The sequence below is a fragment of the Streptococcus sp. 2020WUSS084 genome (assembly GCF_044427445.1).
Lineage (GTDB): Bacteria > Bacillota > Bacilli > Lactobacillales > Streptococcaceae > Streptococcus > Streptococcus suis.
The window spans coordinates 22,786-45,256 of the sequence record NZ_JAOTGC010000011.1; the positions used below are offsets into that span (position 1 = coordinate 22,786).

At 40.0% G+C, this 22,471-nt stretch carries 19 protein-coding genes; 16 read left to right on the top strand and 3 right to left on the bottom strand.

Going from position 1 to position 22,471, the window contains the following annotated elements; all coding sequences use genetic code 11:
- Positions 1 to 90 precede the first annotated feature (90 nt).
- The 6 genes from ODU50_RS07250 (at position 91) to glgP (ending at position 9,394) form a co-directional block, all read left to right on the top strand.
- Positions 91 to 1,317: a peptidoglycan bridge formation glycyltransferase FemA/FemB family protein gene (locus ODU50_RS07250; protein ID WP_398581377.1), complete on the top strand. Its 1,227-nt coding sequence runs from the start codon at positions 91 to 93 to the stop codon at positions 1,315 to 1,317.
- Positions 1,317 to 2,489: a peptidoglycan bridge formation glycyltransferase FemA/FemB family protein gene (locus ODU50_RS07255; protein WP_105148074.1), complete on the top strand. Its 1,173-nt coding sequence runs from the start codon at positions 1,317 to 1,319 to the stop codon at positions 2,487 to 2,489. Before ODU50_RS07250 ends, ODU50_RS07255 begins: the two co-directional genes overlap by 1 nt.
- A gap of 29 nt (positions 2,490 to 2,518) precedes the next feature.
- A complete protein-coding gene (locus tag ODU50_RS07260) occupies positions 2,519 to 2,929 on the top strand; it encodes a peptide deformylase (protein WP_105148073.1) in 411 nt (136 codons plus the stop codon).
- Positions 2,930 to 3,346: 417 nt separating this feature from the next.
- Positions 3,347 to 5,446: an ATP-dependent Clp protease ATP-binding subunit gene (locus ODU50_RS07265; RefSeq protein WP_105148072.1), complete on the top strand. Its 2,100-nt coding sequence runs from the start codon at positions 3,347 to 3,349 to the stop codon at positions 5,444 to 5,446.
- A 182-nt stretch (positions 5,447 to 5,628) separates the two neighbouring features.
- Positions 5,629 to 7,137 (top strand): 4-alpha-glucanotransferase, encoded by a 1,509-nt coding sequence (gene malQ / locus ODU50_RS07270; protein WP_011922661.1) that lies wholly within the window; start codon positions 5,629 to 5,631, stop codon positions 7,135 to 7,137.
- A complete protein-coding gene (gene glgP, locus ODU50_RS07275; RefSeq protein WP_398581378.1) occupies positions 7,130 to 9,394 on the top strand; it encodes a glycogen/starch/alpha-glucan family phosphorylase in 2,265 nt (754 codons plus the stop codon). Before malQ ends, glgP begins: the two co-directional genes overlap by 8 nt.
- A gap of 226 nt (positions 9,395 to 9,620) precedes the next feature.
- Here glgP and ODU50_RS07280 read toward each other — a convergent pair whose 3' ends face one another.
- Complete coding sequence (locus ODU50_RS07280) at positions 9,621 to 10,328, bottom strand: UTRA domain-containing protein (protein ID WP_024392961.1); 708 nt, start codon at positions 10,326 to 10,328, stop codon at positions 9,621 to 9,623.
- 198 nt (positions 10,329 to 10,526) lie between these two features.
- Between ODU50_RS07280 and ODU50_RS07285 the strand changes: the two genes are divergently transcribed.
- Together ODU50_RS07285 and ODU50_RS07290 are read left to right on the top strand one after the other, a co-directional pair.
- A complete protein-coding gene (locus ODU50_RS07285; protein ID WP_014637507.1) occupies positions 10,527 to 11,318 on the top strand; it encodes an endonuclease/exonuclease/phosphatase family protein in 792 nt (263 codons plus the stop codon).
- 33 nt (positions 11,319 to 11,351) lie between these two features.
- Entirely contained in the window at positions 11,352 to 13,520 is a 2,169-nt protein-coding gene (locus tag ODU50_RS07290; protein WP_105148070.1) for a PTS transporter subunit IIBC, read from the top strand.
- Positions 13,521 to 13,591: 71 nt separating this feature from the next.
- Here the strand turns inward: ODU50_RS07290 and ODU50_RS07295 are convergent, their stop codons facing one another.
- Positions 13,592 to 14,218, bottom strand: a complete 627-nt coding sequence (locus ODU50_RS07295) for a DUF2812 domain-containing protein (protein ID WP_105148069.1) — start codon at positions 14,216 to 14,218, stop codon at positions 13,592 to 13,594.
- Between the two features lie 10 nt (positions 14,219 to 14,228).
- Positions 14,229 to 14,540 carry a PadR family transcriptional regulator gene (locus ODU50_RS07300; protein ID WP_105148068.1) on the bottom strand — a complete coding sequence of 104 codons (312 nt, stop codon included), beginning with the start codon at positions 14,538 to 14,540 and terminating at the stop codon, positions 14,229 to 14,231.
- A gap of 160 nt (positions 14,541 to 14,700) precedes the next feature.
- Between ODU50_RS07300 and ODU50_RS07305 the strand changes: the two genes are divergently transcribed.
- The 8 genes from ODU50_RS07305 (at position 14,701) to ODU50_RS07340 (ending at position 22,374) form a co-directional block, all read left to right on the top strand.
- Complete coding sequence (locus ODU50_RS07305) at positions 14,701 to 15,417, top strand: YebC/PmpR family DNA-binding transcriptional regulator (protein WP_105121092.1); 717 nt, start codon at positions 14,701 to 14,703, stop codon at positions 15,415 to 15,417.
- A gap of 427 nt (positions 15,418 to 15,844) precedes the next feature.
- Entirely contained in the window at positions 15,845 to 16,693 is an 849-nt protein-coding gene (locus tag ODU50_RS07310; protein WP_004194192.1) for an S-adenosyl-l-methionine hydroxide adenosyltransferase family protein, read from the top strand.
- Between the two features lie 20 nt (positions 16,694 to 16,713).
- Positions 16,714 to 17,259 carry an ECF-type riboflavin transporter substrate-binding protein gene (locus ODU50_RS07315; protein ID WP_105152858.1) on the top strand — a complete coding sequence of 182 codons (546 nt, stop codon included), beginning with the start codon at positions 16,714 to 16,716 and terminating at the stop codon, positions 17,257 to 17,259.
- 106 nt (positions 17,260 to 17,365) lie between these two features.
- Complete coding sequence (locus ODU50_RS07320; RefSeq protein ID WP_398581379.1) at positions 17,366 to 18,286, top strand: hypothetical protein; 921 nt, start codon at positions 17,366 to 17,368, stop codon at positions 18,284 to 18,286.
- A 210-nt stretch (positions 18,287 to 18,496) separates the two neighbouring features.
- On the top strand, positions 18,497 to 19,480 hold the full coding sequence (locus ODU50_RS07325; RefSeq protein WP_398581380.1) for a rhodanese-related sulfurtransferase: 984 nt from the start codon (positions 18,497 to 18,499) through the stop codon (positions 19,478 to 19,480).
- 119 nt (positions 19,481 to 19,599) lie between these two features.
- The gene (locus ODU50_RS07330) at positions 19,600 to 19,764 is read left to right on the top strand and encodes a VOC family protein (protein ID WP_230333937.1); all 165 of its coding nucleotides are present in this window, start codon (positions 19,600 to 19,602) and stop codon (positions 19,762 to 19,764) included.
- Between the two features lie 106 nt (positions 19,765 to 19,870).
- A complete protein-coding gene (locus ODU50_RS07335; RefSeq protein WP_398581381.1) occupies positions 19,871 to 21,544 on the top strand; it encodes an ABC transporter ATP-binding protein in 1,674 nt (557 codons plus the stop codon).
- Entirely contained in the window at positions 21,541 to 22,374 is an 834-nt protein-coding gene (locus ODU50_RS07340) for an energy-coupling factor transporter transmembrane protein EcfT (protein WP_024417011.1), read from the top strand. The genes ODU50_RS07335 and ODU50_RS07340 overlap by 4 nt, the downstream gene beginning before the upstream one ends.
- Positions 22,375 to 22,471: the final 97 nt, after the last annotated feature.

Genomic DNA, 22,471 nt, shown 5'->3' on the forward strand with positions numbered 1-22,471 from the left:
GATTGCTATACTAGTATAGCAGGGCTTGACACTACGGGCAAGCCCTTCCTAATTAGCGTTAAAAGTAATTATGAACAAGGGGAATAATTAATGTTTTACACTTATAAAATAGGTATATCTGCTGAGGAACATGATTCATTTGTGAAGCAATCACCACAGGCTAACCTGTTGCAGAGTAGTCAGTGGGCAACCGTAAAAAGTGTGTGGCGAAATGAGAGACTAGGCTTTTTTAAAGATGGGAAATTAGTGGCAGTTGCTTCTCTTCTTATCAGAATGTTGGTAGTACCATTTGGTTTTACGATGATTTATATACCAAGAGGTCCTGTAATGGATTATGAAGATGCTGAATTAGTATCATTTGTATTTAAGTCCATTAAAGAATTTGCCCTCCGAGAACGCAGTGTTGTTATAAAATTTGATCCATTTATTCGACTATCTAGTAAAACTATAACAGGAGATAGGGAAGAAGAATTAAATGTACTTGCCGTCAAAGATAGGATTGTTGATTTGGGAGGTATTTGGTCTGGTCGAGTGCAGACCATGTCGGCTACAATCCAACCTACTTGTCATGCAGTATTATATAGCGAATCCTTCTCAGAGGAATCACTAAATAAACGAGTTCGACAAAATATTCGGTCGGCGCGTAATAAAGGTATTGAGATTCGAATTGGTCGTGAGGAATTGTTAAGAGATTTTTCAGAGCTATTAAAAAAGACTGAGGAGCGCAAATCTATTCGCTTGCGGGGGAGAGAGTATTATCAAAAAATATTGAATGCCTATCCAGAAAATTCTTATATTGTAGTTGCCTATTTGGATTTAGCAGAGAGATATGAACAGTTATCTTATCTTGAAGAAAAATTAGTAAAAGAGGCCATGACCTTCACCTCTACTACAAGACAATCGAAGATTGAAAATTATAAAAAGGAAACCCGAAGAATAAATACAGAATTAGAAATGATAAATTCTCTGACTCGTAACGGGAGTAAGCTAGTTCCATTGGCTGGTACTTTGACAATAAATTTTGCAGGAACATCTGAAAATATCTATGCTGGTATGGATGAAAAGTTTAAACATTATCAGCCTGCTTTACTAACATGGGTGGAGACAGCAAAGTATGCTTTCGAACGAGGTGTGAAATGGCAAAATTTAGGAGGAATAGAGCCAACTTTAGACGGAGGCCTTTATCACTTTAAATCACATTTGAATCCAGTAGTAGAAGAGTATATTGGGGAATTCGACCTTATTGTTTCGCCAATATTATATAAGATTTTTCAAGTTTTACTGGAAATTAGAAAAAAATTAAGGAAGAAAAAATAATGACTTTTTGTCAAATAACTAAAGAAGAATTTTTAAAGCATTGTCAACAAGTAAATGAAAAATCATTTTTTCAATCCATTGAAATGGCTGGATTACTATCCAAGCGAGGATACGATGTTCGCTATGTTGGTTTTAAAAATTCACAATTAGAGATCGTTATTTCTACTTTGCTTTTCTGTAAGAAGATGGCTGGTGGTTTGTATATGGAATTGAATTCTGGACCGCTGGTTACCGATCATGTTTATTTAGAGGAATTTTATCAATCTTTAAAAAACTATGCGAAGCGTGAAGGCGTACTTGAATTGGTGGTCAAGCCTTCCCAAGCCTATCAAATCTTTGATAGTGTAGGGAATCCAATGAGTGAAGCAGATACTCAACTAATTGAGAAGCTGGTGCAAGTTGGATTTAAACATGATGGCTTACAAACAGGTTATCCAAATGGAGAGCCTGTTTGGCATTATGTGAAGGATTTGCAAGGGTATTCAACAACGTCGTTATTGCAATCCTACAATAAAAATAGTAAACGAAACATAAAAAATTCAGAAAGTTACGGTATCAGGATTCGTAGCATCAATCATAAGGAGCTTTCAGATTTCAAAAAAATAATTGAGGAAACTGGAGCTAGACAAGGCTTTGAAGATAGAGATAGTGGTTACTATAACAGTCTTTTTGAAAGCTTTGGTACACAGGCAGATTTTTTAGTTGCAGAACTTGACCCGAAAGCCAGTCTAAAGCAAATTGAAAAGGAAATAGAAACAAGTGATAGAAATTCAAAACAGTATGCACAGCAAGTGCAGAAATTGTTGAAAAAACAGGAGGTGGTTCAAAATATTTTAAATCAAACTCAGACAGCTCCTATTTTTTTGGCATGTGCACTGATAATCTATGATGTGAATGAGGCAACTTATCTTTTTGGTGGCTCATATTCAGAGTTTCAAAGCCTATCTGCACCTTTCTTACTTCAATATGAGGCGATGCAACGTGCAATAAAACGAAATCTTAAGCGTTATAATTTCCTTGGTATTCAAGGGATATTCGACAGCTCAGATGGTGTTCTTCGATTTAAACAGAACTTTAATGGCTATATTTTGAGAAAAGCTGGTACTTTTCGTTATTATCCTCATCCGATAAAGCATAAAATAATTCAAATTATCAAAAAAATAGTAAAATAATACTATATACTTTATCGAAAGAGGTTCCCATGATTCAACCTATTATGAAGGATATTTTCTTCCTACAGCAGAAATCTGAGCCTGCGACTCAGCTAGATGTGCAGGTCGGTCAAGATTTGCAGGACACTTTAGCAGCCAATGCTCACGCTTGTGTGGGCATGGCGGCCAACATGATTGGCGTCAAAAAGCGGATTATCATCATCAACATGGGCTTCACCAACCTGATCATGTATAATCCCGTCCTCATCAGCAAGGCCAAGCCCTATCAGACAGAGGAAGGCTGTCTGTCGCTGGAAGGTACCCGCCCGACGATACGCTATCAGGAGATTGAAGTGGAGTTTTTTGATGCTTCATGGAAAAAGCAGAGCCTAAAGCTGACAGATTTCCAAGCCCAGATTGTCCAGCATGAACTGGATCATTTGGAAGGGATTATCATCTAGTAGCTACCGAATCTACCGTCAGGTAGATTTTTTTATCGTCGTTTAGTTTATCTTTTATTACGTCGTTAACTCACCTTGCCTAACTCCAGTTATGTCTGCGGCTCGTTGCCTAGTACTAAAAGTAAACTAAAAGACTATATCAAAAAGTCAAAAAAGGTCAAACAAAACTATTGACTTTTGCTGACCAATGGTGTAGAATAAGATTCGTAAGGTAAAGGACCTTACGAATTCTTTGAACAAAAGGTCAGTTTAGGTCAAACTAAAAAGTTTGACTGACTAATTGACTAAATGATCAGTAAAAGACAAACTTCTGAGGAGGTTAATATGAAAGACAGGATTATACCCTATTAGCTATTTTTTTAAAACAAAGGTCAGTAAAAGTCAAAAACAATAGAATTTATAAACGAGGTAAAAACTATGAACAACAATTTCAATAATTTTAACAATATGGACGATATTTTCAATCAACTTATGGGCAACATGGGTGGATACAGTACAGAACGACGTCGCTATGCCATTAACGGTCGTGAGGTGACACCGGAGGAATTTGCCATTTATCGTCAGACTGGTCGCCTGCCGCAGACAGAAGAAGTGGCTCAAACACAGGCTAAAGGTCAGATAAAGTCAGATGGGATTCTTGCAAAACTTGGTCGCAATTTGACACAAGATGCGCGTGAAGGTAAGTTGGATCCAGTCATTGGACGAAACAAGGAAATCCAAGAAACAGCGGAAATTTTGGCTCGCCGTACGAAAAATAATCCTGTTCTGGTCGGTGATGCGGGTGTCGGAAAGACAGCGGTAGTAGAAGGATTGGCACAAGCTATAGTTAATGGTGATGTGCCAGCAGCCATTAAGAACAAGGAAATCATATCCATCGACATTTCAGGCTTGGAAGCTGGGACCCAGTACCGCGGAGCCTTTGAGGAAAATGTGCAAAATCTTGTGGATGAAGTCAAAAAAGCTGGCAATATCATCCTCTTCTTTGATGAAATTCATCAGATTTTGGGAGCTGGTAGCACTGGTGGAGACTCAGGTTCCAAGGGTTTGGCAGATATTCTCAAACCAGCTTTATCCCGAGGGGAATTGACGGTTATCGGTGCCACTACACAGGACGAATACCGCAATACCATTCATAAGAATGCCGCTCTGGCTCGTCGTTTCAATGAAGTCAAGGTTCATGCTCCGTCCGCAGAAGACACTTACCAGATTTTGAAAGGGATTAAGCCGCTTTATGAAGCCCACCACAATATTGAATTGCCAGATGAGGTTTTGAGAGCTGCGGTTGATTATTCCGTCCAATATATTCCACAACGTAGCTTGCCTGATAAGGCCATTGACCTGGTCGATGTGACCGCTGCTCACTTGGCTGCACAACATCCTGTGACAGATATTCAGACCTTAGAAGCAGAAATGGCTGAGGCAAAACAGTTGCAGTTGGAAGCGGCTGAGAAAGAGGATTATGAAAAAGCCTTGAATGAAAAGGTCCGTATTGATAAGCTACAAAAACAGATTGATAATCATACGGAGCAACAGAAAGTGGTGGCGACTGTTAATGATGTGGCTCAGGCGGTTGAGCGGATGACAGGAATTCCAGTCTCTCAAATGGGAGCTTCTGACATTGAACGACTCAAGGAATTGAAAAATCGTCTGGCAGCTAACGTTATCGGTCAAGACGATGCGGTGGAAGCTGTATCTCGTGCCATTCGTCGGAATCGTGCAGGTTTTGATGACGGCAACCGTCCGATTGGTTCCTTCCTCTTTGTCGGTCCGACAGGTGTGGGTAAGACAGAGTTGGCAAAACAGTTAGCGCTAGACTTGTTTGGTAACAAGGATGCCATTATTCGTTTGGATATGTCTGAATACAGCGATCGGACAGCCGTTTCCAAATTAATCGGTACCACAGCTGGCTACATTGGCTACGATGACAATTCCCATACTCTTACCGAGCGTGTCCGCCGCAATCCTTACTCCATTGTTCTCTTGGATGAGATTGAAAAAGCAGATCCACAAGTGATTACCCTCCTTTTGCAAGTGCTAGATGATGGGCATTTGACTGATGGACAGGGCAACCAAGTTAACTTTAAAAATACCATTATTATCGCGACTTCTAATGCTGGTTTTGGTTATGGAATGCCAGAAGCTGAAGAAAATCAAGACATCATGGACCGCATCGCACCATTCTTCCGTCCAGAATTCCTCAACCGTTTCAACGCAGTTATCGAATTCAAACACTTGGGCAAAGAAGACCTCAAGGCTATCGTAGATTTGATGTTAGCCCAGGTCAATAAGACCCTGGCGAAGAAAGGCATCCAATTAACGGTAACGGAAGCAGCGAAAGAATTTTTGATGGAAGAAGGCTATGACCAGGCAATGGGAGCTCGTCCTCTGCGCCGTGTCATTGAAAATCAGATTCGAGACAAAGTAACAGATTACTATTTGGATCATGTTGATGTCAAATATCTGGAAGCGGATGTGGTTGATGGAAGCATCCAAATAAAAGAGCAAAGCTTTGCTTAAAAATAGTGAAGAATTCGAAAAATCGGATAGAAATATCTGATTTTTTCTTTTTTGTTATTCGCTAACAAATGCTATAAAATAGGCTTTCTAGAGCATATTAAAACTTTTTTTATAAAATCCTTGACAAGTGCAAACGTTTGCGTTAAACTATATTCGTAACCGACAGAAAGGAAAACGTTTTTATGACAAATCGTACCAGTGGAATTTTGATGCATATTACCTCACTTCCAGGTAAGTTTGGTATTGGTACTTTTGGACAGTCTGCCTATGATTTTGTAGATTTCTTGGTGGAAACCAAGCAAACCTACTGGCAGATTTTACCACTAACAACTACAAGCTATGGAGATTCTCCTTACCAGTCTTTCTCTGCTATTGCAGGAAATACACACTTGATAGACTTTGACCTCTTGGTTGAAGATGGCTTATTGGCAACAGAAGATTTCCAAGATGTAAATTTTGGAGATAATCCTGAAAAAGTAGACTATGCTCTTATCTATCAAGTTCGCCGACCAATTTTGGAGAAGGCAGTTCAAGCATTTTTACAAGATGATAAGAAGAAAGCTGCTTTTCTAGAGTTTGAAAAGGCTAACTCATCTTGGTTGACAGATTATGCGGAGTTCATGGCTATCAAGGAATACTTTGGTAATAAAGCTCTCCAAGAATGGGAAGATAAAAAAGTTGTAGCTCGCAACGAGGAAGCTCTTGATAAGTACCGCTTAGAATTGGCAAATCAAATCGACTACTACAAAGTCACCCAGTATTTCTTCTTCAGCCAATGGAAACAATTGAAAGAATATGCCAACAAACACCACATCAAAATCATCGGAGACATGCCAATCTATGTTTCTGCCGATAGCGTTGAAGTGTGGACAAAACCCCAACTATTCAAATTAGACAGTGAACGCAAGCCGCTTTATGTAGCAGGTGTGCCAGCTGATAACTTCTCGGCAGATGGTCAATTATGGGGAAATCCTATTTACGATTGGCCAGAACATGAAAAAACAGGCTATAACTGGTGGATTTATCGTATCCATGAAAGTTTCAAACTTTATGATGTCCTTCGGATTGACCATTTCAAAGGTTTCTCAGACTTTTGGCAAGTTGATGGCAAGGCAGAGGTGGCAAAAGTTGGAACTTGGGAACCAGGTCCTGGCTACAATCTCTTCAAGGCTGTCAAAGAAACACTTGGAGACCTTCCAATCATTGCAGAAGACCTTGGAAATATTGACGCTAAAGCACGCAAATTGCTTGCGGATTGTGGCTATCCAGGCATGAAAATCTTAGAATTTGGTTTTTTTGATGTAACAGGTAAGAGTATCGATGCTCCACACCGTTGCATTCCAAATTCAGTTGCCTACACTGGAACTCACGATAATGAGGTTGTCAACGGCTGGTACAACAATCTTGATCCAGAACAACAAGAATACGTGGACGCCTACAGCAACCGTAAGCCGATTGAAAAAGTTAGCCAAGCTATGCTCCGTATGCTGTTTGCAACAGTGAGTGATACAGCTATTGCAACTATGCAAGATGTCCTAGACTTGGGCGAAGAAAGTCGAATGAATATGCCGTCAACTATCGGTGGAAACTGGGAATGGCGCATGAAAGCTGAAGACTTGACCCAAGAACGCAAAGACTTCTTGACAAAAATGACATTACTATACCAACGAGGAAATGAAAACCATGACTAAATTTACAACATTTGCAGAAACAAACACTTCGAAGAAATTAGCTGATTTGACAAACGAGGAAATCTATCTTCAATTGTTAAACTACGTAAAAGAAGCTGCAGCTACAAAACCAAAAAACACAGGAAAACGTAAAGTTTACTATATCTCAGCTGAGTTCCTTATCGGTAAACTCTTGTCAAACAACTTAATCAACTTGGGTGTGTACAAAGACGTTCAAGCAGAATTGGCAGCAGCTGGTAAATCATTGGCTCAAGTTGAAGACGTTGAACCAGAACCATCACTTGGTAACGGTGGTTTGGGACGTCTGGCTTCATGTTTCGTTGATTCGATGTCAACACTTGCTATCAACGGTGAAGGTGTTGGTCTGAACTACCACTGTGGTCTTTTCTGTCAAGTATTTAAGAAAAATGAGCAAGAAGCAGAGCCAAACTTCTGGATTGAAAATGATTCTTGGTTGATTCCAACAACTATCAGCTATGATGTTCCATTCAAAAATTTCACTTTGAAATCAAAATTGGATCGTCTTGATATTCTTGGCTATAAAAAAGAGACTAAGAACTACCTCAATTTGTTTGATATTGAGTCAGTAAACTATGACTTGATTACAGACGGTATTTCATTTGACAAGACTGATATTAAAGAAAACTTGACACTCTTCTTGTACCCAGATGATTCTGATAAGAATGGTGAATTGCTCCGTATCTACCAACAATACTTCATGGTATCAAATGCTGCTCAACTTTTGATTGATGAAGCAATTGAGCGCGGTTCAAACTTGCATGACTTGGCTGACTACGCTTATGTGCAAATCAACGATACTCACCCATCAATGGTGATTCCTGAGTTGATCCGTCTTTTGACTGAAAAACATGGTATTGAATTTGCGGAAGCAGTTGCCATCGTTAAGAATATGACTGGTTACACAAACCACACTATCTTAGCGGAAGCGCTTGAAAAATGGCCACTTGAGTTCCTTGAAGAAGTGGTGCCGCACTTGGTTGATATTATCAAAGAATTGGATGCCCTTATTCGTGCAGAAATTAAAGACCCAGCAGTCCAAATTATTGATGAATCAGGTCGTGTACACATGGCTCACATGGATATCCACTTCTCTAACTCAGTGAACGGTGTAGCTGCGCTTCACACAGAAATCCTCAAAAACTCTGAATTGAAAGCTTTCTACGAGCTTTACCCAGAAAAATTCAACAATAAGACAAACGGCATCACTTTCCGCCGTTGGTTGGAATTTGCCAACCAAGACCTCGCTGACTACATCAAAGAATTGATTGGCGATGAATACTTGACAGATGCTACTAAACTTGAAAAATTGCTTGCCTTTGCTGATGACAAGGAAGTTCATGCTAAGTTGGCTGAAATCAAGTTCAACAATAAGTTGGCTCTCAAACGTTACCTTAAAGACAATAAAGGTATCGATCTGGATGAAAATTCTATCATTGATACACAAATCAAACGTTTCCACGAGTACAAACGCCAACAAATGAATGCCTTGTATGTTATCCATAAATACCTTGAAATCAAGAATGGTAACCTTCCAAAACGTAAAATCACTGTTATCTTCGGTGGTAAAGCGGCACCTGCCTACATCATTGCACAAGACATCATTCACTTGATTCTTTGCTTGTCAGAGTTGATCAACAATGACCCAGAAGTAAATAAATACCTCAATGTTCACTTGGTAGAAAACTACAATGTGACAGTTGCTGAGAAACTCATCCCTGCAACAGATATTTCAGAACAAATCTCATTGGCTTCTAAAGAAGCATCAGGTACTGGTAACATGAAATTCATGCTCAACGGTGCTTTGACACTTGGTACTATGGACGGTGCCAACGTTGAGATTGCAGAGTTGGCTGGCATGGACAACATCTATACATTTGGTAAAGATTCAGATACCATCATCGACTTGTACGATAAGGCTGGATATGTATCTGCTGACTACTACAATGGCGATGCTAATATCAAACGTGCAGTCGACTTTATCGTTAGCGATGAGGTAAAAGCACTTGGTAACGAGGAACGTCTTGCACGCTTGCACCATGAATTGATTTCGAAAGACTGGTTCATGACCTTGATTGACTTGGCTGAATACATCAAAGTAAAAGAACAAGTCTTTGCAGATTACGAAGATCAAGATTCATGGAACAAGAAAGTTGTTCATAACATTGCCAAAGCTGGATTCTTCTCATCTGACCGTACCATTGAACAGTACAACCAAGACATCTGGCACAGTAACTAATTGAATTCCAACAATTAGTAGGAAAGTTGATTGAACCACTCCAAAACTTATCAGATCAATTCTTCCTATGTGTTGAAGAATAAAAACTACCAGTTTTTACCATTATTGGTGCTCTCCTTAGTATATAAATGCAAAGAATGTCTCTGCAAAAGCGGAGACATTCTTTTTATAACTATAAAATTCTAGAAGTTTTGTACACTTGGTCGAAAAAATCGAAAGTTTTCTTTTACCGTTTGGCCATAGATACAAAGGTAACCTTGTCTGGACGGTAACTAATTGTTCCATACTGGAAAGCTTGACCATTTGAAAGATAGGTGATACTAGTGACCACGACGACCATGTCATAGTCTCCTAAGTCCATCAATTGTTTTTCTTCTTCGTTTGCAAAACGGAAGGAGATTTCACGTCTGGAATGAGAAATTGTTAAATGGAGTTCTTCTTCTAAGTAGCGGTAAATAGAGCTTTCGGCAATTTCTTTGCTAAGATAAGGGACGACCCTACGGTCAAAATAGGAAATGTCATATTCCAACCGCTCACCGTCAATTGTCCGTACCCGACTCACTCGATAGAAATCTACCTTATCATCAACTTCGAAAGTTGACATTAAATCTTCTTGACCTTGAATAATATAAAGCGAAGTAAGTTGGGTCTGGATTTGGTGCTGTGATCTTTTGTTCAATTCGCCCGCTGTTTTAATTTCAGAAAGATACTGGTCCTTCATTAGACCATGTTCGATAACAATAGAAGATTTCCCCTGTTTCTTTTGAATATAACCATCCATTTCAAGAAGAGATAGTGCTTTGCGAATGGTGTCCTTGGAGTAGGAATACACTTCCATTAATTCATTTTCTGTCGGTAGGGCTTGTCCAGTTGACCAAACCTGCTCTTCGATTTTTTTCTTAATATCTTGATAAACTTTTTTATACTTACTCATAGTTTCCTGTCTTTCTACCCATTAGTGTATCATAAAAGAGCCAGAAAGGGGCAATACATCTATTTTATTTAGTAGAACACACAACTTTTACGTAAAAGTTTAAAATATTACGGAAAAGCTATTGACTAATGCAAACGTTTACGTTATACTATTCCTATAAAAGAAAACGGTTACGCATTTTCAGAGAGAGGGGGAGCAATGAAATTACTAACAATTAATGTCCATGCCTGGTTAGAAGAAAGGCAGGATGAAAAACTAGATGTTTTAGCCCAAACAATAGCTGAAAAGGCTTATGATGTCATCGCTCTTCAAGAAGTCAATCAGCTCATAACTGCTGATTTGGTAACGAAAGACTTGAAGGCGGATAATTATGGCTTGATTTTATTAGAAAAATTAAGAGCCTTGGGACAATTTGACTATTCATATTATTGGAGCAACTCACATATCGGCTACGATAAGTACGAAGAAGGGATTGCCTTTCTTACCAAGTTGCCAGTTTATGAAGTGGATCCATTTTATTGTAGTCAGAATAAATCTGTTGATTCCATCCTATCACGAAAAATTATGGGCTTGACGGTCTTCTATCAAGACCAGTTGATTGACCTGTATTCTTGTCACATCAATCTTCCGGGGAGTGAAGAGGAAGACCAGCTTGATAACATTCGTACGATTGTGGAACGGACTGGCAATAGACGTTTTAAGATTCTCATGGGAGATTTTAATACCGATGCCTTCTCAGATCGAGAGGCCTACGAAGCGATTACAGAGCTCGGGCTTTATGATTCATACAATCTAGCGATGGAAAAAGACCAGGGGATTACGGTTGAAAAGGCTATCGATGGCTGGGCTGGTCACAGTCAGGAAAAACGATTGGATTACATTTTCTTAAATCAGAAAAAGGAAGTTTTATCCAGCTTAGTGATTTTCAATGGAGAGAATCGTCCGATTATTTCAGACCATTTTGGTGTGGAAGTTGAAATTAATGTATAAAATGGCACAGAGCCAAAAAATAAAGGAGAAAAAATGAAAAAATTTCTTAGTTTCGAATTTTGGCAAAAATTCGGTAAGTGTTTAATGGTCGTGATTGCAGTTATGCCTGCAGCAGGTCTGATGGTTTCTATCGGAAACTCTATTCCGTTAATCAGCCCAGAATCAGAACTCTTGATTCGTATCGGGAATATCATTGCCCAAATCGGTTGGGGGATTATCGGAAACCTTCACTTGCTCTTTGCATTGGCTATCGGTGGTAGCTGGGCTAAGGAAAAAGCTGGAGGTGCCTTCTCGGCAGGTCTTGCTTTTATCTTGATTAACTTGATTACAGGTCACTTCTTTGGAGTGACGACTGACATGCTTGCAGATGCAGCAGCAACCGTAACCACTGTTTTTGGAACAGAGATTCCAGTTTCAGGCTACTTCGTCAACATCTTGGGTCAGCCTGCTCTGAACATGGGTGTCTTCGTTGGTATCATCGCTGGTTTTGTAGGGGCAACAACCTATAACAAATACTACAATTACCGCAAATTACCTGATGTTTTGACCTTCTTTAACGGTAAACGCTTTGTACCATTTGTGGTTATCTATCGCTCAGTTCTTGTAGCGCTAGGATTAGCTATCTTTTGGCCAGTTGTTCAAACAGGAATCAACAGCTTTGGTAAATGGATTGCAAGCTCACAGGATACAGCACCAATTCTTGCACCTTTTGTTTATGGTACCTTGGAACGTTTGCTTCTTCCATTTGGTTTGCACCACATGTTGACTATTCCAATGAACTATACGTCACTTGGTGGTACCTATGACATCTTGACAGGTGCACAAGCAGGTACACAAGTATTTGGACAAGATCCGCTCTGGTTGGCTTGGATTACAGACTTGATCAACCTCAAAGACGCTGGTGATATGGCTCAGTACAATGATCTTCTTGCAAACATTACTCCAGCCCGTTTCAAAGTTGGTCAAATGATTGGTTCATCAGGGATTTTGATGGGATTGACTTACGCTATGTACCGCAATGTGGATGAAGATAAAAAACATAAGTACAAAGGTATGTTTATTTCTTCAGCACTTGCCGTATTCTTGACAGGTGTAACAGAACCAATTGAGTTTATGTTCATGTTTGCAGCAATGCCACTCTATGTCGTTTATGCTTTTGTACAAGGTGCGGCTTTTGCCATGGCTGACGTTGTCAACTTGCGTATGCACTCATTTGGTAATATCGAATTCCTTACACGTACACCGATGGCAATCAAAGCTGGTATCGGTATGGATGTTATTAACTTTATCTGGGTAACAGCCCTCTTTGCGGTTGGTATGTACTTCATTGCCAACTTTATGATTAAGAAATTCAACCTAGCAACAGCTGGACGCAATGGTAACTATGATACAGAAACAACGGATGTGGTTTCAAACTCAAACGTAGATACTGCGGATGCCAATTCACAAGTGGTTCAAATCATCAACTTGCTTGGTGGTCGTGATAATATCGCAGATGTGGATGCTTGTATGACTCGTCTTCGCGTTAGTGTTAAAGATGTGGCACAGGTTGGAGATGAAAATGCTTGGAAACAGGCTGGTGCTATGGGCTTGATTATCAAAGACTCAGGTGTTCAAGCAGTCTACGGACCAAAAGCAGATGTACTCAAATCTGACATTCAAGACTTGCTAGAATCTGGCGTAGCTATTCCTCGTACGGAAATTGTTGCGACAGAAGAAGTTTCTCCTGAGACTCAGTTCAAAGGTGTGACGGAGACAGTTTACTCTGTTGCTGAAGGGCAAGCCATTGCCATCACAGAAGTGAAAGATCCGGTCTTCGCACAAAAAATGATGGGTGACGGTTATGCAGTTGAGCCTAGCTCCGGCAATGTTTACGCACCAGTTTCAGGTATCGTAACCAGTGTCTTCCCAACCAAACACGCTGTCGGGATTTTGTCTGACAAGGGTGTAGAAGTCTTGGTGCACGTCGGCCTAGATACGGTTGCACTAAACGGTGCCCCATTCTCAGCTAAGGTAACAGATGGCCAACGCGTTGAAGCAGGAGACTTGCTCCTTGTCGCAGATCTGGATGCCATTCGCTCAGCAGGACGTGAAACAACCATCGTTGTTGCCTTCACAAATACTGCTGAAATCAAATCTGTCAGCCTTGGAAATCTTGGACAGGTTAGTCAAGATAGTCAAGTTGCGACAGTTGAGTTGTAAAAAGTAAAAAAAGATTGAAAAGATGATTGCAGTCAACTCTTTTCAATCTTTTTCTTTTGGATAGTATGCCATCAGTATTTTTCTAATTTCTTCGCTTCTTTTTTACCTTTTTCAGCGATATGGAGGAAATAAATAGACCAAGCAAGGAAAAATAAGGGAATAATGCCACTTCTAAACAATGCGAATGGGGTTTCAAAGAGAAAACCAAACCAAAAACTGGTACCAGTTCGTTCCCATAGTTCTGGAGTTAGGTACCAGGATTTAGGATTCCAAAGTGTGTATCCATTTTGGAGTCCAACTTGGTAATGGATAAAAAATAAAGTCAGAAATAATCCGAAATAGGAGTAGGCATAATTTTGGTAGCGTGAATAGAATGCTTTTTTCGATTCGGTATCAGAAAAAATTTCTGTGCTTGAAGTTTCGATTGTTTGTTGAAAATAATGGATGCCACATCTACGACTACCTTGTATAGGTTGCCAACCACAGTCTTCAAATAGAGAGAGGTAATTTGAATATTCTCCTTTTGCAATATGTTCATGAAAATCAAGGCGTACGGGATGAGGGGTTCGACTACATTTTTCAAAATGATAGGCTGCTGTCCACGGAGTTACTTTGACAAGCTGATAACCTTCGGATTGAATCGAATTGATCCAATGTTCTTCCTCTTGTAAACTGGTAAATAATTTGTGTCTTATCATGGCTTCCTCCTTAAAAACCTAATTCTTTGGTAATATGATGTAGTTTTTGAATACGCTGTGTTTCCAGTTTAATAATCTCTTGGCCCGTTGCTGTTACTTGATAGACTTTTCTTCTTTTATCGGAACTTGGAACGGAACAAATCCATTTTAGTTTCAAAAGATTCTCAATCGCTCCATACATGGTTCCTGCAGCGATTTTCACATCACCATCACTCATATCTTCTACTTTTTGCATGATATGGTAGCCATGGGCAGGTTCCAAGAGGGCTAATAGAATATAGTAGGTTGTCTCCGTTAAGGGGAGGTGCTTGTTCCTTTTCATTTGGCTTCTCCTATGTAGTTCAAATGTACAGTTGTGCTATATATTATATATCGGAAAACTATACATGTCAACTGTATAGTGAAGAAGATTTTAAAAATCTTCTCAATCCTTGCCATTTATGGTATAATAAAGCGATTTTATAAAATGTAGGAGGTTCCCCATGGGACGTAAATGGGCCAATATTGTAGCCAAGAAAACCGCAAAAGACGGTGCTAACTCAAAAGTTTACGCCAAATTTGGTGTTGAAATCTATGTAGCAGCGAAAAAGGGTGACCCAGATCCAGAAACAAACTCAGCGCTGAAATTTGTTATTGACCGTGCTAAGCAAGCGCAGGTTCCAAAACACATCATTGACAAGGCCATTGACAAGGCAAAAGGAAACACAGACGAAACCTTCGTGGAAGGTCGTTACGAAGGCTTTGGACCAAATGGTTCTATGATTATCGTTGATACTTTGACATCAAACGTAAACCGTACGGCAGCTAACGTGCGCTCTGCTTTTGGTAAAAACGGCGGTAACATGGGTGCATCTGGTTCTGTATCATTCATGTTTGATAAAAAAGGTGTGGTTGTCTTTGCAGGTGATGATGCAGACGCCATCTTCGAATTGCTCCTTGAAGCAGATGTCGAAGTGGATGACGTAGAAGCAGAAGGTGGCACAATCACTGTCTATACAGCCCCAACTGATTTGCACAAGGCCATCGTGGCACTTAAAGAATCAGGAATCCAAGAGTTCAACGTCACTGAACTTGAAATGATCCCGCAATCAGAAGTATCACTTGAAGGCGATGACCTCGCAACATTTGAAAAACTCTACGACGCCCTCGAAGACGACGAAGACGTCCAAAAAATCTACACGAATGTAGATGGCTTCTAATAAAAATGACTGTCCGGGGGACAGTCATTTTTATTAGAAGGTTGGAGATGAGAACCAGCGACAGCTGGTTTTCTTTTTATCTAAAAATAGAGTAGCACTTTTTTTATATTAAAAGGTTGGAAATAGAAATCGTCGGCAGACGATTCTCATTGCACGTAGGATGTCCTAAAAGGTTGGAGATTGGAACTGCTGCTAGGCAGTTTTCTTTGTATCCAATTGCTCAAAGACGATAGTTGGTTGGAACTAGAGAGTGGGGGATTTTATCTTAAGTTCGAAGAAGGTACGATGGAAAAATTTTCGGTGGCTGATAGTAGAGTGCTTGACAGATGAGGTATAAGGAAAAACTATAGCCAGGCTTTGGAAATATCTATTTGAATGGTCACGGGTTTTCTGTTATCATAGAACGGTAATAAGATTAGGAGAATATATGTCAAATAATTTACTTGTTTTACAATCAGATTTTGGTTTAGTTGATGGTGCAGTTTCAGCGATGATTGGTGTTGCTCTCCAAGAATCGAGAGATTTAGTTGTTCACCATCTAACACATGATATTACTCCGTACAATATCTTTGAAGGTTCTTATCGCCTCTTTCAAACGGTCGAATACTGGCCGGAAGGGACAACATTTGTTTCGGTTGTTGATCCAGGAGTTGGTTCAAAACGTAAGAGTGTAGTAGCTTTGACCGAACAAAATCACTATATTGTAACGCCAGATAATGGGACGCTATCCTTCATCAAAAAATATGTGGGGATAAAGGCGGTTCGAGAAATTTCAGAGGTGGCCAATCGCCGTGCCAATACAGAACATTCGTACACCTTCCATGGTCGAGATGTTTATGCCTATACGGGAGCTAAATTGGCTTCTGGACACATTAGCTTTGAAGAAGTTGGTCCAGAATTAAGCGTGGATAAGATTGTGGAAATTCCAACAGTCCCAACGGAAGTTGGTTCAGATTATGTAAAAGGTGCAATTGATATTCTAGATGTTCGATTCGGCTCGCTTTGGACCTCGATTACGAGGGAAGAATTTTACACCTTGCAACCGCAGTTTGAAGATCGCTTTGAAGTGACCATATACAATAACGACATGCTTGTGTATCAAAACCAAGTAACCTATGGCAAGTCCTTTGCGGATGTACGAATCGGACAGCCATTGATTTATATCAATTCCCTCTATCGTGTAGGTGTTGCGATTAATCAGGGCTCATTTGCCAAGGCTTATAATGTCGGTGTAGGTCAAAATTGGCATATTGAAATCAAACGTATTAGTAATTAAAGAAATTTTAGGAGATAGTTATGAAAAATAATTCAATCAAAACAGTCGTTGCTACTGGTATCGGCGCAGCCCTCTTTGTGGTTATTGGTCATTTTATCAACATCCCAACCTTTGTCCCAAATACTTCTATCCAGCTTCAATACGCTGTTCAATCGCTATTGGCAGTTGTATTTGGTCCTGTGGTTGGCTTCTTGGTCGGTTTCATTGGTCACACGCTTAAGGATTCGTTGACTTACGGTCCATGGTGGTCATGGATTTTGGCATCAGGGGTCTTTGGTTTGGTTGTTGGTCTTACCAAAAAACGTCTGCGTATTCAAGAAGGGATTTTTGAAGGGAAAGATATTCTTTTCTTTAACCTTGTTCAGATTGCGGCGAATGTGCTTGCTTGGGGAGTCATTGCCCCAGTTTTAGATATTCTTATCTACAGTGAGGCGGCGAATAAGGTCTTTGCACAGGGACTTGTAGCAGGTATTGTAAACAGTATTACAGTTGCTATTGCAGGGACGCTCCTTTTGGCTGTTTATGCAAAATCTCAAACGAAGACAGGTAGCTTGTCTAAAGATTAAGTTTTTATTTTCCCTGGAAAAAATTCTAGGGTTTTTTAATACAAAAAAACACATACATGATATAATAATATAAAACAAGCGAAAACATGTGTTCAAGGGGAGAAGTATGGTCTGGACAGAAGAAAAGTTGGGACCGATTATTCATTCTATACTCAATCCTGACGAGGAAGTTTTAAGTCTTTATCAATCGAAAACGACGAAATCAATTTATGGATGCATTCTTTGGAATAGTTATTATTATAAGGTTTTCCGAGTTAGTAACCACCCATCACAATCTACATATAAACAGCCAACTTTTTATGATTTCCATGGCGAATTTTATATGAAAGGAGCGATTCGGACCTACCTTTACCACACGAACAGTTGGTATGAACTTAGTAAACAAGGCTACTACCTTCTTCTCTTTTTTCAAAAGTTATGGGATGAAAAGCAAGAGGTGGAGGCGAGTTGGCAAAATGGTAGGATGCAGATTCGCTTAGTGGTTGAAGAAGAGGGGTGGCAAGTCCATTACCGTTTTCCAGATCATCAGGCAAGGGAGGTTGAACGCCTATTGGCCTCAGGCATGCTGGTGGCCATTCGCTCCTCCAGAAATTTTATCAAGATACGGACGAGTCGTTTTGTTGCACCGTATATAGCTCTAATCAAACAGCGTCAACTTTATCGAAAAAAGCCGAGTAAAGCTATGCTCCAGTGGGAAAAATATCAAAGTCAACTTATTGAAATCCAAAGGACCTATCGGCTAGTGGAGGAAAGTGCTCCGCAAACTTTTTTTGGACACTGGTTGAATAAGGTCCAACTCTATCTCTGCTCTGCCATTGCCAGCTATTGGGAAGAAGTTATTGAAGGAGTGGAGTGGCAGGAGGCAAGAGCAATCAAAGAGCAAAGGAAAATCGAGAAGCCACATAATCCTATTGAAGATAAATGGAAGGAAAATATTGCTAGACGCCATAAGCGAAAAGTGGACCAACTTATCGGACATGATACCTTGGAAAAACTCCGACAGCTGAAAATAGAATTAGACGACTAAGAAGTTATAGCGAACCTTCAATAAATGCGGTAGCATGTCATCCATGTTACCGTATTTTTTACATATAAGCACTGAACCTGCGAATAGAGGTTCTAAATTTTCAGTTCAGATTTTTGTCTTTTGAGGGGCTAAACGATATAATCGTAAGGTATCATTTATTAGAAATGACAGAGTTTTATCATCTATTGCAAAGATTGAGAAGGAGAAATCATGTCAAAAGACATTCGTGTATTACTTTATTATAAATATGTCCCAATTGAAAATGCGGAAGCCTATGCTGCTGAGCATCTAGCTTTCTGTAAGTCTATCGGACTCAAAGGACGTATTTTGATTGCCGATGAGGGAATCAACGGTACTGTTTCTGGTGATTATGAAACAACTCAAAAGTACATGGACTACGTTCATGCAAACCCATTGTTCAGCGATTTGTGGTTTAAGATTGATGAAGAAAATGAGCAAGCTTTCAAGAAAATGTTTGTTCGTTATAAAAAAGAAATTGTTCACCTTGGTTTGGAAGACAACGACTTTGACAACGATATTGACCCACTTGTAACAACAGGTGCCTACTTGTCACCAAAAGAGTTCAAAGAAGCTCTCTTGGACGAAGATACAGTTGTTTTGGATACACGTAATGACTACGAGTACGACCTTGGGCATTTCCGTGGTGCTATCCGTCCAGACATCCGCAACTTCCGTGAATTGCCACAATGGGTCCGTGATAACAAAGAGAAATTCATGGACAAGCGCGTAGTTGTTTACTGTACTGGTGGTGTTCGCTGTGAGAAATTCTCAGGCTGGATGGTTCGTGAAGGCTACAAGGATGTCGGCCAGCTCCACGGTGGTATCGCAACCTATGGTAAAGACCCAGAAGTTCGTGGCGAATTGTGGGATGGTAAGATGTATGTCTTTGACGAGCGTATCGCGGTCGATGTTAACCATGTTAACCCAGTTGTCGTTGGTAAGGACTGGTTCGATGGCACACCATGTGAGCGCTATGTCAACTGTGGCAATCCATTCTGTAACCGTCGTATTTTGACATCAGAAGAGAATGAGCACAAGTATGTTCGTGGCTGTTCAGCTGAATGCCGTGCTCATGAGCGCAACCGTTACATTTCTGAAAGCGGCTTGACTCGTCAAGAATGGGCAGAACGCTTGGAAGCGATTGGGGAAACTCTGACTCCAGCAAATGCTTAGTAATACCAAAATTGCATTGAAAAATCAGTGCAATTTTTTTTTGCAATCAGAATTCTTTATATTTTTTCAGTCCATTCTATACGAAGCCTATCAATTAGAAAAGAGAAGGAGATGAAGTCTTGATTTCGCTTAATGTGGCGAGTAGGGAAGAAGTGGATAGACTTATCGAGCGTGTTGAAGCAAATGGTGGGCAAATTGCAGATCGCTCGACAGATGCCCATGGCTTTTATGGAGCAAGTTTTACGGACCTTGATGGGCATCATTTTAATGTGATTGTGAGGTAAGAAGGTAGAATTCATCTGCTCTAGAATCATGGATGAAGGTATTTGAAAAGGGAGAAACTGATGATTCTTCCTTTTTTTCAGAGTCAATTTACGCTATAATAGTCCTATGAAAAAAATCATTGAGTTTAAAGATTTTACATTTAGATACCAAGCGCAACAGGAACCCACTTTAAAAGACATTCAGTTAACGATTTATCAGGGAGAGAAAGTTCTGATTATTGGTCCATCTGGTTCAGGAAAGTCGACGATTGGACAATGTCTTAATGGGATTATTCCCAATATTTACAAGGGAGAACATAGCGGAAGTTTACTATTGGATGGTCAGGAAGTTTTTAATCTTTCAGTTTATGATAAGTCCTTGCTCGTATCAACGGTTCTTCAAGACACAGATGGTCAATTCATTGGCTTATCAGTTGCCGAGGACCTAGCATTTGCCTTGGAAAACGACATGGAAAGCCAGGTGGTGATGAAGCAAAAAGTAGGGGATTGGGCAGAAAGACTGTCTTTGACCGATTTGCTGGTACATCGACCACAAGATTTATCTGGAGGTCAAAAGCAACGTGTCAGTCTGGGCGGAGTTCTTATTGATGAGAGTCCTATTTTGTTATTTGATGAACCACTTGCTAATTTAGATCCCAAATCGGGCCAAGATACGATTGATTTGATTGACCGTCTGCACAAGCAAGAAGGGACCACAACCATTATTATCGAACACCGTTTAGAGGACGTACTGTATCGTCAGGTGGACCGAGTTGTATTGATTAATGACGGTCGGATTTTGTTCAATGGAGGACCTGATGATTTATTACGTACCTCATTGTTACAGGAAAACGGCATCCGTGAACCCTTATATCTATCGACTCTTCGCGCCTTAGGATATCCGATTGCGCAGTCAGAACATCTCTCCTCAGTTTGGGAAATTGATATTGAGGCTTTGAATATAGCATCCCTACCGACTCTACACTTTGAAAATGGAGAGAAAGAGGCTTTGTTAGAAGTCAAGCATCTTCATTTTTCCTATCCTAATAAACAAGTTCTTACAGACATTCGACTGACGATTCATAAGGGGGAACGTCTAGCTATTGTTGGAAAAAATGGTGCTGGGAAATCTACTTTAGCCAAGGTGCTTTGTGGTTTTATTCAGGGTAAGGGTGAGATTCTCTGGAAGGGGCAGTCAATCAAAGAAGATTCTGTTAAAGAGCGAGCAGAACGGATTGGCTATGTTCTTCAGAATCCCAACCAAATGATTAGCCAAACGATGATCTTTGATGAGGTTGCCCTTGGTTTGCGCATGCGAGGGATGACAGAAGAAGAAATCAAACACCGAGTTCACCATATCTTGAAGGTATGTGGCCTGTATCCGTTTCGTAATTGGCCGATTTCGGCACTTTCGTATGGGCAGAAAAAACGGGTAACGATAGCATCTATCTTGGTTCTCAATCCAGAAATTATTTTGCTAGATGAGCCAACAGCAGGACAAGATCAACGGCATTATCGGGAAATGATGGAGTTTTTGGACCAATTAAATGCTCAAGGGCATACCATTGTCATGATTACCCATGACATGCAACTCATGCTAGATTATTCAGATAGAGCTGTTGTTGTGGTGGATGGGCAGATTATTGAAGATGCAAGTCCAGCAGAAATTTTATCTGATGATACGGTGATTGAGCGAGCCAATTTAAAAGAAACATCAATTTTTCACTTGGCGGAGAGGTTGGGAGTTAATCCTTTAGAATTAACCATGTTTTATATGCAGGAAGAAAGGAGAGGAAGATGAGTCAACAAAAACTAATTGGTTACCATCCAGGAACTGGCTTTATTCATAGTTTATCGGCTGTCAGTAAATTACTCTTTTTTCTCATAGTTTCCATTCTTGCTATGATTACTTACGATACCCGCTTGGTTCTTTTTATCGCAGTATTTTCTCTAGCCTTGTTCAAAATGTCAGGGATTCGTTATAAAGAAATCTCTCTTGTTTTAATTCTGACGATCATTTTTGCTGCAATGAATGCCCTGATGGTTCACTTGTTTGCACCACGGTATGGAGTGGAACTTTACGGAGCAGATACTCCCTTGCTATCAGGTCTGGGAGTTTATTCCTTGACGAGTCAGCAAGCATTTTATCTGGTAAATCTTCTCTTGAAGTATTTTTGTACAGTTCCTTTAGCGATTATCTTTCTCATGACAACTCATCCTAGCCAGTTTGCTTCCAGCTTGAATCAAATTGGGGTATCCTACAAAGTTGCTTACGCAGTCAGTTTGACCATGCGCTATATTCCAGATATTCAAGAAGAGTTTTATACGATTCGAATGTCTCAAGAAGCGCGTGGTTTGGAATTGTCTAGGAAAGGAAAATTGATGGATCGTATAAAAGGGAATCTATCCCTTGTCATTCCTCTGATTTTCAGCTCCTTGGAGAGGATTGATACGATTTCAACGGCTATGGAATTGCGGCGTTTTGGAAAGAATAAAAAAAGAACATGGTATACCCAACAGCCTCTACAGAGAATAGATTACGCTGTCTTGCTATTTATTCTTGCTCTAGTAGTCGTGACAATCTATCTATTTTTTGTTAATCAGGGTCGATTCTATAATCCGTGGCGATGATTATTGAGTTTATTGGGCCGATTAACCCTTTATCGTTGACATTTAGGAAATATACTGTTACAGTAGGGAATGTAAATAAGTTTAGAGTTTAAGTATC

Excerpts from the sequence above, each read along its gene's own strand:
- ODU50_RS07250 (WP_398581377.1), top strand. The coding sequence starts at position 91 with ATGTTTTACACTTATAAAATAGGTATATCTGCTGAGGAACATGATTCA.
- ODU50_RS07255 (WP_105148074.1), top strand. The coding sequence starts at position 1,317 with ATGACTTTTTGTCAAATAACTAAAGAAGAATTTTTAAAGCATTGTCAA.
- ODU50_RS07260 (WP_105148073.1), top strand. The coding sequence starts at position 2,519 with ATGATTCAACCTATTATGAAGGATATTTTCTTCCTACAGCAGAAATCT.
- ODU50_RS07265 (WP_105148072.1), top strand. The coding sequence starts at position 3,347 with ATGAACAACAATTTCAATAATTTTAACAATATGGACGATATTTTCAAT.
- malQ (WP_011922661.1), top strand. The coding sequence starts at position 5,629 with ATGACAAATCGTACCAGTGGAATTTTGATGCATATTACCTCACTTCCA.
- glgP (WP_398581378.1), top strand. The coding sequence starts at position 7,130 with ATGACTAAATTTACAACATTTGCAGAAACAAACACTTCGAAGAAATTA.
- ODU50_RS07280 (WP_024392961.1), bottom strand. The coding sequence starts at position 10,328 with ATGAGTAAGTATAAAAAAGTTTATCAAGATATTAAGAAAAAAATCGAA.
- ODU50_RS07285 (WP_014637507.1), top strand. The coding sequence starts at position 10,527 with ATGAAATTACTAACAATTAATGTCCATGCCTGGTTAGAAGAAAGGCAG.
- ODU50_RS07290 (WP_105148070.1), top strand. The coding sequence starts at position 11,352 with ATGAAAAAATTTCTTAGTTTCGAATTTTGGCAAAAATTCGGTAAGTGT.
- ODU50_RS07295 (WP_105148069.1), bottom strand. The coding sequence starts at position 14,218 with ATGATAAGACACAAATTATTTACCAGTTTACAAGAGGAAGAACATTGG.
- ODU50_RS07300 (WP_105148068.1), bottom strand. The coding sequence starts at position 14,540 with ATGAAAAGGAACAAGCACCTCCCCTTAACGGAGACAACCTACTATATT.
- ODU50_RS07305 (WP_105121092.1), top strand. The coding sequence starts at position 14,701 with ATGGGACGTAAATGGGCCAATATTGTAGCCAAGAAAACCGCAAAAGAC.
- ODU50_RS07310 (WP_004194192.1), top strand. The coding sequence starts at position 15,845 with ATGTCAAATAATTTACTTGTTTTACAATCAGATTTTGGTTTAGTTGAT.
- ODU50_RS07315 (WP_105152858.1), top strand. The coding sequence starts at position 16,714 with ATGAAAAATAATTCAATCAAAACAGTCGTTGCTACTGGTATCGGCGCA.
- ODU50_RS07320 (WP_398581379.1), top strand. The coding sequence starts at position 17,366 with ATGGTCTGGACAGAAGAAAAGTTGGGACCGATTATTCATTCTATACTC.
- ODU50_RS07325 (WP_398581380.1), top strand. The coding sequence starts at position 18,497 with ATGTCAAAAGACATTCGTGTATTACTTTATTATAAATATGTCCCAATT.
- ODU50_RS07335 (WP_398581381.1), top strand. The coding sequence starts at position 19,871 with ATGAAAAAAATCATTGAGTTTAAAGATTTTACATTTAGATACCAAGCG.
- ODU50_RS07340 (WP_024417011.1), top strand. The coding sequence starts at position 21,541 with ATGAGTCAACAAAAACTAATTGGTTACCATCCAGGAACTGGCTTTATT.